This window comes from Bacteroidetes Order II. bacterium (assembly GCA_016788705.1).
In the GTDB taxonomy this organism is placed as follows: domain Bacteria; phylum Bacteroidota; class Rhodothermia; order Rhodothermales; family UBA2364; genus UBA2364.
This window is the reverse complement of the sequence record JAEUSQ010000053.1, coordinates 35,330-51,737: the sequence shown is the minus strand read 5'-3', so window position 1 is coordinate 51,737 and position 16,408 is coordinate 35,330. Positions and strand designations below refer to the sequence as shown.

Genomic DNA, 16,408 nt, shown 5'->3' with positions numbered 1-16,408 from the left:
AAATAAGAAAATATAATGTACGAATTTACTGCCTCATTTACAACCCGTAAAGGTTTATAAGTTGGCCATAAAAGTGGTTTTATTGCTGCATCTCTCCATTTATGATACATCATCAAAAAGGGTTAAAGCCATCTTTTTGAGCTTTAACCCTTTTTTTTTCGTAAATGATCCTTGCCTGTTAAATCAAAAAGCGGATACCAAACTGAAATTGACGTGGAGGGCCAGCATTTTTCTTGACCAAGGGGTTGGTTCGGGGACCAACCTGAATTTGGTTGCTTTGGGTTGCATTATTTGCATATCCACTTAATACTTCTGCATTGAAGACATTAAAAATATCTGCACTTAGCTCAACTTGGTTTTTGCGAGCGCCCAAGCGATAACGCAGGCTGAAATCCATTATATTTGCCCAAGGCAATCTTCCGGAGTTACGGGTTTCTCCCGGCTGTCGGTCTGAGTTACCCACATAACTTGCGCCGAATGAACGTCCGTCTCCGTTGAGGTCGGTTGTACCATAAAGTGTAGCGTCTGGTATGCGGTTAATCGGTTGGCCGCTTTGGAATAGTCCTGCAAGGGCTACCGTAAGGTTTTTGAGAGGATACCAATAGCCTACGGCACTCATTACGTGGGTACGATCATTGACCGATGGCCCCCATTCTGCGTTGTATTGATTGGCATCTTGGGCTTTAAAATTAATGTCGTCGGTATCGTTAAGCAGGCGAGATAAGGTGTAAGAAATACGAAAACCATAGTTATCGGCGCCTCGGTCTTTCAAGATATTGAAGGAAGCCGCGCTGTATTCTGCCTTCCCTGCGGTTTCGGTCATGGTGATGGTGCGTGCAATGCCATTCCGTACTTTTTGGCCATCCACCAAAGCATAGACCCCTTGGACATCGGTGAAAATGGGGATGGGGCGCGTGGCATCGGCCTGTGCCTGCGATCGAACGACCACATTGTCTGGATTGATCGCATAGGCGGACGGGCTGTTTAAATCTCTTAGCCGCATCAGGTGATAAGATTTCGTGTGTACTAGGTCTAAATAGAACAAATACATCCGAGAAATTTGGCGTTGATATCCTAAAGAAAACTGATGGGTGGCGGGATTTTGGTATCCATTGGGATTCAAAATGCGTCGTTCACCTGCAAAAAGGTTTTCGCGTTGGGCTTGTAGTTGGGTTGCCGAAGGCCCTTTTAAATAACCAGAGGTAACAGCGGTCCCGTCTGCGGTCACATTTCCGGCAAAGGTGATTCGGCTCAAATCCGTGTCTTTGGGCAGAATGCCTTTATCAACCAGGGCTTGGAGTTGGGTACGGTATCCTGCTGCGGTCGAGTTTTGCTGCAAGGCGTCGGAATAAATGGCATATACAATTTTGTCGTAGAACAGGCCATACCCACCCCGAATTACACTTTGGGCATCAAGCAAGTAATTGAAATTAAAGCGGGGTGCAAGGTTATTTAAGTCTCCGCTTCCTGTGCTCCCTCCCTTGGAGAGGCTGTCATAATCCCAGCGCAGCCCTACGGTCAGGTTTAAGCGGCTGGCCACCGAAATTTGGTCTTCCACATATAAACCCACTTGGTTTTGTCGTGCGCCAAAAGACTCTGGACGCAACTCAATGCTATAATTTAATACGTGTGCGTCGGAAGGAATGTCGTTGATGTCTAAGTTACCCCCAAGGTTTTTGGCTTTGAGTGCATCCAATTGGGCTTTTGTCAGTTTTACCGTGTAAGACCCTGCTTCATTCCCCCCGCCATAAAGGTCAAAGCGCGATGTTAAGGCATCTACACCGAGCTTGAAGGTGTGATTCCGGCGGAAAAGGCTTGTTTTTTGCTGAAATTGAAGGGTGTTTTCAATGTCTTTGAAGATATAGCCAGGGCTGCCCAGGCCAGCAATAAATTGTTCTTGCGCATCCAGCACATTAACGCGGGGTTTGCGAAGGTCGTTTACTTGCGCATAATCCCATAAAAATCGGCTAAATTGGATATGGCCTTCATACACCAAATTGGTTCCGGCATAGGTGTTTTGTAGTGCCACCAAGGCCGACTGTCGGACTTGCTTATTGCTCGCTGACGGGAACTCCAACCCTCCTTCTAAGCCGCCACCTTGTCGGTCTATGGCAACATTGCCGAGGTTTACCCGCAAAGCGGATCGAAACGCATTGCTCCATTTTTGATCCAACCGAGTGGTAAGGTAGCTGAAATCATTGCGCCCCTGTACGGTTTCGTTGACGCCAAGTTGTGGGGAATTGAGCAAATTGTCCTTCAAATCTAAGGTATGCTCTGCATTCAGGTAGTAAAAGGTCTGGTCTTTACGCAACGCACCACCGACACCAAAACCCAGTTGGTGGCGTTGAAATCCATCCTTGACTTGGTTGCCCGAAAGGTCGCGCTGTGCATACGGACTTGCGGCATCGAGTGCTGGTCCGGGACGAACCACATAAAATCCTTCGCCCGTAAACGTATTTGCGCCCGATTTGGTCGTGACATTAAAAACACCATTCCCTGTTCGCCCAAATTCTGCCGAATAATTATTGGTCAAAACGGCAACGTCTTGTACCGCACCAATTGGAATGGCAAATTTTTGGCCGCCCAAAAAGTTTTCGTTATTGTCCATACCATCCACGAGGTAATTCGTAAACAAGCCATTGGCGCCATTGATGCTTACATTGGGGGCTTCTGGATAAAAACCGGTGGATTGTACCACATTGGGCAATCGAAATAAAGCCCGCGTGAGGTCTCGGCCTTCTACCGGAAGCGCTTGGACTTCTGCCAAACTGAGTGAAGAGGCCACTTCGGCATTTCGGGTATTAAGGGTGGCAATGCTGCTCGCCCGCACTTCTACCGTTCCTGCACTTTGGATAGAGGGAATGACATAAAGCAAAACACTTCTTTTTTCGGTATTCCGCAGGGTAAAAGGGGCCGAAAGGGCGGCATCAAACGTTACACCTTTATCGGTGGAAACGCGGTATGTTCCAGCAGTTGAAAGCCCGATAAATTGCACTTTCCCCTGTGATTGGGTGGTTTTTGCGGACGAGAATCCGATGTCGGAATTAACCAAACGAACAACCACATTGGCCGCCGGTGCATTGGTTTCGGCATTGAATACCACCACTTCTACTTCTGCTTGTGAAAAGACATGAAGCGGAAGGAGGCAAAAGAAAAGACAAAAGAATAAGCCTGATTTCATGGAATAAGGGTATAAATAACAGATTAACCCGCAGTCTGAAGACTGGGGCGGAAAAGCAAAGTGGAAGGAGGGGCGTTAGACGAAAGGGGGGGCTCTTAAGGAATGAGGGCCAATATAGACGCTTGATACGGGGAGCGTTGGGTAATGATCGGTTGAAACGGGTGTTTCAAGGGCTTCTATTTGGCGCTTTAGCCTAAGCGGGAACGCGGCATTGCCTATCTTTAGCCGCAGGAGGTCCGGATATTGGTCTATGTCTCCAAGGCGGTCTTCTAACACATGCACCGAGTGCTTCCGTTCAAAACAGCCAAACAATTCTGGTGTACGCCAAGGCAATTCCGCCAACCATTCGGGGTTAAATGCCGAATAGTTCACCCCTAGTACATAAATTCCCCCATCTGTGGCTGGCCCCACCACCCAATCCGACGAATCGAGGGCTGCCACGGCTGCCATGATATGGCGTGTTCTTAGGCCGGGGGTATCATTTCCGATCACCACCACATGCGCATATCCTTGGCCGAAAACCTGTAGCAAGGCATTTGTTAACCGTTCGCCAAAGGTTGTGCCTGTCTGTGCCGTCTCCGAAATATGGAAAAGGGGCAATCCGGTTTGTTCGGCCACGTGGTGCAACCACTGATTGAGTGCCCGATAAAAAGCCTGATTCCGTTTAAGCGCCGTTTTCCCAAACAAAGGCTTGTAAACCGATTCTTGACGATCGGTCTGGGCAAAAAGTAATAAGGCTGTTTGGAGAGGTTTATCTGGTGTAAACACGCGCTATGGAGGTCGGAGAAATTTACGATTAGTGCAGCGTAATCAAGCTACGTTACAGACCATCCCTTGAAAAGTCTAAAAGGATGAAAGCCGCAATAAAAACGCCGAAACCCATTTGTAGGGCTTCGGCGCTTCATACCAAACAAATAAAACCATTACGGATTCAGTTTTGCATTTATGATCCCTGCCACAATGGCTTGAATAATTCCATAGCCCAGCCACGACAAAATCATCATCATGCTTACGTTCATGGAGCTAAACGTAATCCACATGGTAGGTAGCGTGGCCACCAAGCCATATACCAGCCCTAACTCGATGCCACGCCAAATGAAGGAAGAAGAGTGGAAAAGCCCCTTAAATCGTTCCCAGAACCAAGCCAATGCAAAACTCAGTACAAAGGGATGCAAAAAATACAAGATGATCCGATCATTTCCGGTTTGAAAAACAGCCGGATTAAAATATTCGTCTGTAAGCGCGGGAAGCAGGGTGGGGGTCAGGGTCAGGAGTCCATAACTCACAATGAGGAGCACGATGCCAGCGGCAATGCCCGAAGTTAATATCTTTTGCATAATGTCTGGAGGTTTACCGGGTGAATAACTACTTGACAGGGTGGGAAGTACCCGTTTTGCCATGCTGTTGCAAGTTAGGCATCCACACATGGGCGTAATATCCGCTTTTTCCTACTTCGCATGACGGGGTTTTTCCGGCAAGGGAGCCTATGTTGGTCATTTCAAATTGACCGTAGAAAAATAAGGATCGAAGCAAGAATACGGGCGTAGTCCTGATGTCTTCGTAGGAAAAAGGTTCCGATTGGTCTGTCTTTTCTCGCCCAAGCAGTGATCGAAAAAGTTCTGACGAAATGAGGGCTGGCTTTTTGGCGACAAACATGCGACAAACATGCGACAAACATGCGACAAAAGGGCAAGAACACGCACTACACCTATCGCTTGAAGCGATAAACCCCTTATTTTGCCCAATCGTAACATTGATTGATTACCCTTCAAAACTGACTAACACCCATGCGTTTACCGATAAAAACCCTCTTTTTCCTATATCTATGCCTTTTTACCTTGTGTACTCAAAGCACATTTGCGCAAGACACTCCTATTCGTAACTTTGATCCTATTGTAACAACTTTTAATTCTTTGACTTTCTCTAAAGATGGAACAAAGATAATGACTGCACATCCAGATGGTGCAATACGAATTTGGGATGTTAGTACAGGTAAGGTCATTCAGGCAATAAATAATGCTCATCAAGGAGGAGTCGGTAAAGCGATCTATTCGCCTGATGGAAATTATATTGTTTCAAGCGGAGAAACTGGCTCTGGTAGCACTGGAATTCGGGTTTGGAATACATCAAACTTAAATTTAGCTCGAACCATTGCTCTGATTTCTCCATATAGCGGTGATATGGGAGATTTTGTGTTTTCTCTAGATGGAAGTAAAATAGCAATGACGTGTAATTGTTTTACAACTTCTGAAGTTCTAAAAATTGTCGATTTTGCCACAGGAAATATCATTAAAACGGTTACTGGTAGTAGTGGAGGAGGGGCAGTACAATGGTCGCCAAATGGTCAAATTGTCATTGTATTGGGGTTGTTAGTTAATTATAATGGCTTAATGGCGTTTCAAGGGAGTCCGTCTTTGTATGTTAACTATGATTTTATTAAGAAGGCTCATTATGGCTTTGGTCTTTCAAGAAACTATTCTTTTACAAATGATAATCAATATGTTACTGCAAGCGTATATAAATCTGGTACTACTTTAGGGGTCCAAGCTTATAATACCACAACGGCTCAAGTGTTCAAAGTGATAGGAGGTGAATCAATAAAATTAAATGGATTAAGTCCAGACAATAAAACTTTATTTACAACATCGGACAAGACTGTGGGTACTGGGGATTATGTATTAAAATTATATGATTTTACGACAGGAAACTTACTCAAGTCAATTGACACAAATAATTATTGGGGAATGGGTGGTGTTTCATTTTCACCCGATGGAAAAACGATTGCAACTGCTGGATCAGGTACCTCTGCAAATTATATCCAACTTTGGAATGTTTCGCCTCAAACATCTTTGTCTGCACCTACCCTCACAGCCCCAAGCAACGCCGCTACCAATCAATCCATCACCCCAACTTTAACCTATAATGCCGTAAGTGGTGCAACAGGGTACGAGGTGCAGGTTTCCAATAGCAATAACTTCACAGATGCCAGTCCATCACCCATTGCTGTTACAGGTACAAGTTATACCCCAAGTACGGCATTGACATATAATACGCCCTATTATTGGCGGGTACGGGCAAAAAATGCAACAGGTAGCAGCGCATGGTCTGGGGTGTGGTCATTCACCACACAAATATCGCCCGGTCTTACAGCGCCGCAACTCATCAGTCCTCTCAATGGCGCTACCAACCTAAGCGCTACGCCTACTTTTTCTTGGAACCCCGTAACTGGTGCAGCAAAGTATTTGGTTCAGGTGCTGTCTTTGGTCAATGGGAATTATAGCATTGTAACGCAATCCTTACAAACAGGCACGACGTTTACACCCAGTACGGCACTCACCGCAGGTGCTACCTATTATTGGCGTGCAAATGCCCAAAACAGCGATGGTAGCCGCTCCAGCGACTATTCCGAGATTCGGAGTTTTACTGTACAAGGGCAAAGTACCGCTTATACGGTATCAGGGCGCATAACCTTTAATGGCAATGGCTTGTCAAATGTTGCGCTTACCTTGGGCAATAAAACGGCTAGCACCAATACCAATGGCGACTTCACCTTCCAAAATGTACCCAATGGCACATACACGCTTACGCCTACTTCGTCTGCCTACACCTTTGCTCCAACTTCGCAAAGCATCGTTGTTAGTGGTGCTGCCCTCACAGGCAGAAATTTTACAGCTAATGCTATTGGAAGCAATAGTCTTGTTCTTTCTACAACTGCGATAAATTTTGGAGATGCATTACTTTTTGATCATAAGGAAGCATCGTTCACAATTACCAATAAAGGAACAATAGGGACATTTATAACCCCCTTTTTGTCAAACCCAAATGTGTTTGTAACCCTCTATAAGCGTACCTCTGATACAACGCCTAAAAGTTTTGATATTACAAACCCACCAACAGTTGCAAAAGATGAAAGTATAACCTTTACAATATGGTATAAACCAACGACACTGCTAAATTTAAGCACTAAAGTACAAATTAATAGTAGTTCAAACTTGGGCTGCACTACAACAATGGCTACCATTGCATGCGAGATTTCGTTGCAAGGTACTCCTAAAAACCGTTCGTATGGCACAACGGTTATTGTTCATGGCTTTACACCAGCAATAGGGTTATCAAATAGTGCTTCTGATACTTGGATGCATACGATGGCAAAGGCAATTTCGAATAGAGTTGGAGGATGTATTTACTTTATAGAATCCAGTAATATCGCACAAAAAGAATGTTTGTATCCCAGTGGTGAAAAAATCATCGTTTTCAATTGGATACCCGAATCAGACCGAAATACAGAAGGTTATGCGGAAGGTGCAGGAGATGCTTTGGCAGCTTTATTGGTAAAAGGCGCACAAGAAAATAAGTGGGGATTAAGGCAATTACATTTTATAGGGCATAGCAGAGGTGCTGTTGTATCTAGTGAAGCCATACAAAGGCTTGGTGTTTATACGAAAAATAATTGGATAAGTATTCCTATTGATAATCAAATACACTTTACAACGTTAGATGCTCACCCTACTAATTGTAAATCAAGTAATTGTGGGGAAGGGGTTTCTGATCCATTATTTTTCTCTAATGATTCGGGGGTGAATGGGGGTAAGGTAAAACCTGTTTTGGCATGGGAAAATATTGGATATATTGATAATTATTGGCAAGACAAAGGAAGTGTTTGGGAAAAAATAAAATGTTCTTTAAAACCAGACGGAAGTTTTTTAAGCTTCGCCAAGTGGCTTTTATGCCTTAATCGATTAAGTGGTTTAAGTATTATTGAGGGTGGACAGTATTCAAACTATTTAGGTAAAGTTTCACACTCTGTACCTCATCGTTACTATTATGGCACAATTGATCAATCTGCACAAAATAATGGATTAAAAGACACTGTATTAAACAGTGAATTATATAAAACACTTGTTGGAACGACACCTATAAATGATCTATCAGAAGAAGTAGTAGATTTAATAGCAACAGACATAAACCTTGCATGGTATAAAAATAATGACAGGGAGTCTATTGGCTTTAATAAAACAAAAGTTAATCCTGCTAATTTAGATTTATTTCGTGTACAAAACCAATTGCCATTACTCGACAACAAATTGAATAATGCAATTGATATTATCTTTAATGGGGACTTTGAAAAACATACCGTTACAGACCCAACAGAATATGATATACCAGGCTGGTCGCAACAAGGAGGCGGAGGTGGGGGATTTTCTATTGCAGAGGATTTAATTGGAGCTTGGTTAAATGTTTCTAATTTTAAGCTTAAGTTAGTGAAAGGTGAAAGTAGAACTCATAATAAGTTTTTTATTCCTAAAACAATGAGTAATATTTGCTTTAATGCAGAATTAGATTTTGTTTTAAACCCGCTAAGAGTAGGGCAAATAGCAGATACTCCTGCTATATTAGATGTTTATATGAGTGGAGAAATCATACATAGTATCGCTTTTACTCATATAGGTATTACTAGGCAAGTATGTGTACCAATTCCTAATAAATTTAAAGAACAAACCCATGACCTAACATTCTCTGTAAAAAATACTTCTGGTACATACCCACTTTTCCTTGACGACATTTCCGATAAACCAAGAACAGATATTGGGTTTTATAGTAACTACAAACCTACTAATAATGCTTTAAACAAAACATCATCAAGAGTAAAAAAAATCCCTGCATTTATTATTCAAGATCAGCAAGGACGAAAGTCTGGTGTTAATGAGAATAATATCTTGATCCAAGAAATACCTGAAAGCCGCATTGGTATTTCTACAGATAGTTTAAATGTAAAGGTATTTGTACCATATAGTGCTACTGGATATATCACCAAATTATCAAGTACAACTAATGGAAGTGTCAACCTTGCTGTTAAAAACTTTTCTGAAGGTAATTACGTAGGGGTAAATATATATAATAGTATCCCTGTTACCCCAACAACCGTCATCACACAAACCTACACCACCAGTACAGCCGCCATTACCACACCTATAAAAATAGACACTAATGGCGACGGCACACCCGAACAAACTAAGCTGCCCACGAGTTTTGTAAAACCTTACACCATCAAAGCAACCGTAGGCACAGGTGGTAAACTCTCCATTGGCGAAGAAGCCATTGTCAATCATGGGCAAAACCTAACCGTTACCATTACACCCGATAGTGGGTATCGGGTTAACAATATCCGAATAAATGGGAGTTCTATTCCCGCAACCAATACCTATACCTTCACCAACGTAACCACAGACCAAACCATTGAAGTAGCGTTCATCAAAGCATCCTTACAAAATGCAGGCGCACTTGGGGCATTAGACCTTGATATGTCCAATGGTGACCAAAAGCATACGGTTCTTAGCAGCCCCATTAAAGGAAACGGTATTTTGCCAATTGAGGTCCGTACGCAAAAAGTGTTGAACGTCAAAGGTTATCAAGTTCTGTTCACTTACGATACCCGCGACTTTGAATTTGATAGTTTTAATATGGCGGGTAAAAATGGAGAGGCCAATATTTTAACCAAAAATGGCGGAAGATTATTTTCGCCCATTACGACCACAAAGGTAGAAGGTACCCTTACCACGTTAACCATTGCGGTGGTTTTAGATGGTGGGTCACAGGATAAAATGGTTAGTGGGGATGGGCTGTTGGGGGTTGTAAACCTAACCGTAAAACCAACCTTTAGGGGGCAACAAGCAACTCCCGTTAAAATTCCATACATAGAGTATGTGGTACAGGACAACTCGCTTGAATCCATCCCAAGTAACGCCCAGATTGTCTTTATGGCTGGTTTGGTGAATAGTGAAATGGAAAATACCCTTCCTGAAACCTTTGTTTTGCAAGGAAATTACCCCAACCCATTTAATCCTATCACCACCCTTATTTTTGATACCTCAGACGCGACGATGGTTTCAGTTGATATTTTTGATTTGTTAGGCCGTAAGGTACAATTTATCCCTGCCCAACCCTTTGGAGCCGGAAAAAATCAGTCCCTCAACATAGATGGCCAAAACTTGCAATCTGGAACCTATATCTATCGCCTAACAGTGCAATCAAAATCCAAGACCACGTTACTACAAGGCAAGATGACCTTGTTGAAATGAGCGAACAAAACTCCCCAAAATTCCGCATAAAAAGGGAAGCGAGCCTGTTTTTACTTAAAATATTTGTCCAGTTTTGGGGAGCCTTGCGCTTTATTCCTCCTCAAAAAACCGCTTCACGGCTAAGGCCATTTTGGGCCCGACGGCATCCGTTAAGGCATCAGCAGGGGCTTCTTTTATTTTTTTGACGGAGCCAAAGGTTTTGAGTAGCTTTTCGACGGATTTAGCGCCCACGCCTGGGATTTCCATCAGTTCGGAGCGGAGTTGTGCGTTTTTGCGTTGTTGGCGTTGGAAGGTAATGGCAAATCGGTGGGCTTCGTCGCGGAGTTGTTGCATGAGCTTGAGGGCGGAGCTGGTGCGCGGGATCATCACCGATTTTTGGTCTTCGGGAAAAAAAACCTCTTCCATGCGTTTGGCCAGACTCACGACGGGTGCTTTGCCATAAAAACCAACCTCTTTAAGGGCTTCTACGGCATGTGAGAGTTGGCCTTTTCCGCCATCAATGATGATCAGGTCGGGAATGGCCAGTTTTTCTTGTTGAACACGGGTGAAACGGCGGGAAATAACCTCGTGCATGGAGAGAAAATCGTCTGGTTTGCCTTCTGCGCTTCGGATTTTGAACTTCCGGTATTCGTTTTTGGCGGGCTTTCCATCAATAAATACCACACAAGAAGCCACAGTTCCCGTACCCGAAAGGTGGGAAATGTCGAAACATTCGATGCGTCTGGGAAGTCGGGGCAGGTGCAAATCGCGTTGGAGGGACTGCACCGAGCGTGGGATGACCTCTTCGTGGCGCTTGGCTTTGGCCTGTAGGAACTCGCCCGTTAGCAATTTGGCATTGGCCTCCACCATGCGCATCAATTCCGCTTTTTCGCCGCGTTGCGGGGTATGGAGCGGCACTTTTTTTCCGGTTGCATTTCGTAGCAGTTCCAAGATGGGTTCTGGATTGGGGAGTTCGGCGGCCAGAAACACCTCGTCCGGAAAAAAAACGGCCTCGGCGTAGTAGTCTTCCACAAAAGACTGGAGCAAGGCATCGTCTGATGCATCGCCCAATTGGGTGAGGTATTTATGTCTTCTGCCCACGATTTTGCCTTCGCGCACCTGAAAAACCACGCCACAGGCCACATCCTCGTCTCGTTCCACGTAGAGACCAAAAAGGTCTCGGTTCACCTCGTTCTCCGTAACAATTTTTTGTTTTGCAGAAAATTGTTCTAAGGCCAAAATTTTATCCCGAAGTTCTGCGGCTTGTTCAAAACGGCGATTTTCGGCAGTAGAACGCATTTCTTGCTTCAAATGTGCGATCAATGCCCCCGTTTTTCCGCTCAGGAGTTGCCGGATTTGTGCGAGCGTTTCTTGGTAGTGTGCTTCTGTCTCCAATCCGATGCAAGGAGCGGCACACTTCTTGATATGGAATTGTAAACAAGCATTAAATTTGTTGCTTCGGATGTTGGCCTCGGATAAAAGGAGGTTGCAGTCTCGGAGTTTAAAGACGGAGCGGATGGTTTCTAACATCAGGTGCATGTTTTTGACATCGGTATAAGGCCCGAAGTATTTAGAACCATCACGAATCACCCGCCTGGTCGGAAAAATTCTGGGGAACCTCTCATTTTTTATGCAGATATAAGGGTAGGTTTTGTCGTCCCGTAGATTGACATTATAACGGGGTTTAAGCGTTTTGATCAGGTTGTTTTCCAAAATCAATGCTTCCGCCTCGGTATCGGTCAGAATAATCTCGATATCGGCCACTTTTTCTACCATAATGCGAATTCTGCCATCCGCCGGCCCGCCTTTTTGGAAATAGGATCGAACCCGATTGCGTAAGTTTTTGGCCTTGCCTACATACAAGGTTTTTCCGGACGCATCTTTATGCTGATACACCCCTGGTGAGGTAGGTAAGTGTTTCAGTTTTTCTTCGACGATAGGATTCATTATTTACGATTTTTCACGTTCAACCTTTGGGTATATCATGCAACTGCTAAAGTACGCCACCCGTTCCGTTCTGTTTCTGGCCTGTTTTTTTCTTTTAGGTTCGGGAGATACCAATCTACGAAACCAATATACCATTATGGGTTATCATCCGTATTGGATGAAGGATAATTGGAAGCAATATGATTTGAATATGTATGATCATGTAGTTTTCTTTGCGCTTTATGTGGAAGAAGACGGTAATTTTCGTAGTTTAAACGGTTGGCCCATGTCATGGGCAGATTTGGTATTGACGGCAAGAGAGAAAAAAGCGCGTGTGGTTCCTTCATTTACCCTGCTCGAAGCGCAGAAAGTAAATCGTTTATTTTCGGATCCTGCGGCGATTGCGCGCCTCAAAACCAATGTGATGAATGCCGCCCGTGTGGCAAATGCCGATGGTGTGCATTTGGATTTTGAGATGTTTGAGCCCATTTCCGCCACCGCTAAAGCAAATTATACCCGTTTTATTAAAGATATTCGCACACTGCTCAACCAGTGGAAATGGGGCAAGGAATTGGTGGTTTTTACCTTGGCCTTAGATCCTGCCGACGCCTATGATGAAGCCGCCATTGCGCGACATGCAGACAAGTTGGTGGTACAAGGCTTTGATTTACACTGGAAAACCGGACCCGATGCAGGACCTATTGCGCCTGTTTCGGGATGGGGGCAACGGAATTGGAAAAACATCCTCGCCCGCTACGACGCCTTGGGTGTTTCTCGCAAAAAACTGGTCTTTTCAGTTCCTTTTTATGGGTATGAATGGCCGACGGCAACGGGCGACCTCGGATCTACTACCCGTGGTCCTGGTGAAACCATTTCCTATTCTAACCGAGGGGTCCGTTATGCCAGTACCATTCGATATGCCGCAAAAGAGCGAGCAGCCAAATTTGGTTTGAAACGCGATGCGGTGAGTGGCTCGCCCTATTACGCCTATCAAACAGCGAATGGCTGGTTTCAGGGATGGTTTGAAGACCAGACAAGTCTTGCCAAAAAATATCAGTTTATCAAGCAAAATGGCTTGGGTGGTGTTGCCGTCTTTGTTCCTGGATACGATGATGGCGTCTTGACAGCCGGATTGAAACAAGCCTTTCCGGGGGCGAGATAGGTTTTTAAGCCGCATATTAGTATTTTCGGCCTCTGTTTTTGGACTGAGGCTTTTTTTGAACCCAATATTCGCGATTGTGTTTACATCAGAACGATACCAGCGCCAAATCATCTTGCCGGAAGTTGGCGTGCAAGGACAAGAAAAACTCCAACATTCATCTGTTTTGGTTATTGGTGCAGGGGGGCTTGGCGGGAGCGTTTTGCAATACTTGGTTGCGTCAGGGGTTGGGAGAATTGGATTGGTGGAGGCCGATGTGGTGGAAGAATCTAATTTGCACCGCCAAATCTTGTTTACCCATCAGGACATAGGACAATCCAAAGGAGTTATTGCCAAAGCCGTGTTGAACCGACTGAACCCCGATGTGGAAATCCAGCACTATAATGAGCGTTTCTCCATAAAAAATGCCTACTCTTTGGTTCAGCCCTATGATATGGTGGTGGATGGGAGCGACAACTTCCCCACCCGCTATTTGGTGAACGATGCGTGTGTACTACTCGGAAAGCCATTCATTAGCGGGGCGGTGCACCGCTTCGAGGGTCAAGTGGTGTTGCTGGGTTTACCTGAAGGGCCTTGTTACCGATGTTTATACCCCGAACCACCAGCGCCGGGTTTGGTGGCAAATTGTGCCGAAGAAGGGGTTTTGGGAGCGGTTGCGGGTGTCATTGGCGGGCTTATGGCTACTGAAACCTTGCGTTTTTTGCTGGGACTTCATACACCAAAAGGCGGAGAATTGCTGCAAGTGGATTTAAAGACTTTGCGCTTCGCGAAGGTTGCGCTTTCAAAAAATACGGCCTGTCTGCTTTGTGGTGAAGCACCCGAAATATTTGATCTATTAGAAAACTACGAAGCCTTTTGTGGCATCTCAGAACAGGTGCCCAAGGCGGTAACTCCTGCGGAACTGCACGATTGGAAAAGACAGGATATCCCGTATTTTATGCTGGATGTGCGGGAGCCGGAAGAATATAACGCAGGAAATATGGGTGGCCATCTGATCCCCTCTGGCCAGCTACCACTCAGGCTGGATGAACTGAGTCAATACCGAAACAAACGGGTGGTGGTGCATTGTAAGTCGGGTGGAAGGTCTCGTGAAGCCACAAAATTGCTCTTAAACGCAGGATTTACCGATGTGTGGGACATGAAAGGCGGATTTTTGGCGTATCTTGCTTTTCGCCATGCACTGGATGCTTTTGGTGAAACAACCCCTTAACGCCATTCTCAACACCCTTCATACCTCTTGATTTATGTCTGTCCCTCAAAAGCGCTGGTTGGCGCAGGAAATGCAAAAATGGCAGGAAGAAGGCTGGTTTCCGCCGGAAATCGCCGAAAAAATACAATCCCGCTATCAACTCTCTGAAATAAAAGATGACGGAACTAACCGTTTTCTGATGTCGGTGTATGCCATGGGGGCGCTCATTGTGGGCATGGGGGTTATTACTTTTGTGGCTGCCAATTGGGAAGCCATCCCGGCAGCTTTTAAATTGGTATTGCTTTTTGCGGCCATGTTTACCGCTCATGGGTTGGGCTATTATTTCTGGAAAATAAAAGGCAATGCACCACGCTTAGGTCATGCGCTTATCTTGTTAGGAACCCTGATTTTTGCCGCGAATATTGGTCTGATTGCACAAATTTTCCATATTCGGGGTAATTGGTATAATGGTTTTGGTGCGTCGGCTGTTGGTGCATTGGCTGCTGTTTATGCCTTTCGGAGCATCCCAAACGGGGTATTTGCCCTAATTTGTGCCTTTGTCTATGGAGTCGGCTTATATGAAGACCACGAATCGTTGGCGCATTGGATGTTGTTGGGGATTCCGATGTTGTTCTTGCCCTTGGTGGTTTGGGATAAATCGGTAGCCTTTTTTACCTTGCTCGCCATTGCTTGGATCGCTTATGTCGTGCTTGCTATTTTACATATGAATCCATCTTTTACCGATGGAATGTCTGTCTTCTTAATTGCCTTACAGGTGGTCTTAATAGTGGGTTTGGTTTTGGGAGCATGGCAAAAAATAGCTGGTTATCGTTATGCGGGGGTGGTTTTGGCTGTAATCCCCTTGCTGATGTTTTTTTACCTGTTCGGATTTCAGGAGTTGGCGAAAGAATTGACTGAAAGTAAAAAAACATTAACCTATGGATTGTCGGCTTTGGCCCTTCTTTTACCGTTAACGGCTTGGCCTTTCTACCGAAAAGAAGCGGGTACCGAACACCAAAAAGCCGTCCAGTTGAGCCTAATGGGATTAATTGGTTTGGCAGTGGCGGTAGCCCTCTTGTACCTCAGAGCGATGACCCCGGAAAATTATATGCTGTTTTTGATTATTAACAATGCGGCATCGCTTGCCCTTGGAGGGGGAATGCTCTACATCGGATATATTGGATTACGAAGAGGTTCATTCTGGATTGGTTTGCTTTATTTATTTATTATTATTGGGAGTCGGTTTTTTGAATACACCGAAGACCTCACATTAAAGGCCGTCGTATTTATTTTACTCGGTATTAGCCTGATTATAGTAACATTCCGATTTGAAAAACACCTGAAGGCCAAACAAACAAAGGAGGCCACCACATGAAAAAGTATCTTCCATTTTTGGTTATGATCGCCCTTCAAGTGCTCATCTTGGCACTGGTTCCAGCACGAACCTTGATGACACGGGCTGTCGGGGAAGAAATTTCGTTACCACTGGCTCCCATAGACCCGTATGACATGTGGAGTGGGTATTACGTAATTTTGAATTACGATATTTCCCGTCCAGACTTAACGCAGTGGGATAAATTAAAGTTTGAGGATGGTCAGACAGTTTGGGCGGTCGTGAAACGGGACTCTGTGGGGGCTTTTCGGCTTTCACGTTTTGCCAAGACGAAGCAAGAAAACCTGAGTTCCAATGAGCGCCAATTCGTCGGAACGTATCGTGATGGAAGCATTCGCTATGGCATCGAGGCATATTTTATTCCTGAAGCCCGCCGTTTAGAAATTGAACAGGAAGTCCAGAAAAAACGGGAACAAACCCGCATGATTGTCGCCGTTACATCAGATGGACATGCCGCTGTGAAACGCATGGTGGTTGGTAATAAAACTTATGAATTCTAAGT

The 16,408-nt window shown here is 44.8% G+C and carries 9 protein-coding genes; 5 read left to right on the top strand and 4 right to left on the bottom strand.

Translation table 11 applies throughout. The features are described 5' to 3' along the window. Positions 1-178: 178 nt before the first annotated feature. The 3 genes from JNN12_13805 to JNN12_13795 all read right to left on the bottom strand — a co-directional run bounded on the left by JNN12_13805 (position 179) and on the right by JNN12_13795 (position 4,518). Positions 179-3,181 (bottom strand): TonB-dependent receptor, encoded by a 3,003-nt coding sequence (locus tag JNN12_13805; protein MBL7979410.1) that lies wholly within the window; start codon positions 3,179-3,181, stop codon positions 179-181. 75 nt (positions 3,182-3,256) lie between these two features. Continuing rightward, on the bottom strand, positions 3,257-3,949 hold the full coding sequence (locus tag JNN12_13800; GenBank protein MBL7979409.1) for a DUF2064 domain-containing protein: 693 nt from the start codon (positions 3,947-3,949) through the stop codon (positions 3,257-3,259). Positions 3,950-4,104: 155 nt separating this feature from the next. Continuing rightward, positions 4,105-4,518, bottom strand: a complete 414-nt coding sequence (locus JNN12_13795; protein MBL7979408.1) for a hypothetical protein — start codon at positions 4,516-4,518, stop codon at positions 4,105-4,107. Between the two features lie 450 nt (positions 4,519-4,968). Here JNN12_13795 and JNN12_13790 point away from each other — a divergent pair, with 450 nt between their 5' ends. Then, the gene (locus JNN12_13790) at positions 4,969-10,260 is read left to right on the top strand and encodes a T9SS type A sorting domain-containing protein (protein ID MBL7979407.1); all 5,292 of its coding nucleotides are present in this window, start codon (positions 4,969-4,971) and stop codon (positions 10,258-10,260) included. Between the two features lie 90 nt (positions 10,261-10,350). Here JNN12_13790 and JNN12_13785 read toward each other — a convergent pair whose 3' ends face one another. Then, the gene (locus JNN12_13785; protein ID MBL7979406.1) at positions 10,351-12,186 is read right to left on the bottom strand and encodes an excinuclease ABC subunit C; all 1,836 of its coding nucleotides are present in this window, start codon (positions 12,184-12,186) and stop codon (positions 10,351-10,353) included. A 37-nt stretch (positions 12,187-12,223) separates the two neighbouring features. On the opposite strand from JNN12_13785, the gene JNN12_13780 reads away from it, so the two are divergent. The 4 genes from JNN12_13780 to JNN12_13765 are packed head-to-tail and all read left to right on the top strand — an operon-like array spanning position 12,224 to position 16,406. Beyond that, the gene (locus tag JNN12_13780; protein ID MBL7979405.1) at positions 12,224-13,327 is read left to right on the top strand and encodes a hypothetical protein; all 1,104 of its coding nucleotides are present in this window, start codon (positions 12,224-12,226) and stop codon (positions 13,325-13,327) included. A gap of 43 nt (positions 13,328-13,370) precedes the next feature. Then, entirely contained in the window at positions 13,371-14,534 is a 1,164-nt protein-coding gene (locus tag JNN12_13775; protein MBL7979404.1) for a ThiF family adenylyltransferase, read from the top strand. A gap of 34 nt (positions 14,535-14,568) precedes the next feature. After that, positions 14,569-15,888, top strand: a complete 1,320-nt coding sequence (locus tag JNN12_13770) for a DUF2157 domain-containing protein (protein ID MBL7979403.1) — start codon at positions 14,569-14,571, stop codon at positions 15,886-15,888. Continuing rightward, positions 15,885-16,406 carry a GDYXXLXY domain-containing protein gene (locus JNN12_13765; GenBank protein ID MBL7979402.1) on the top strand — a complete coding sequence of 174 codons (522 nt, stop codon included), beginning with the start codon at positions 15,885-15,887 and terminating at the stop codon, positions 16,404-16,406. Before JNN12_13770 ends, JNN12_13765 begins: the two co-directional genes overlap by 4 nt. The last annotated feature ends 2 nt before the right edge of the window (positions 16,407-16,408 follow it).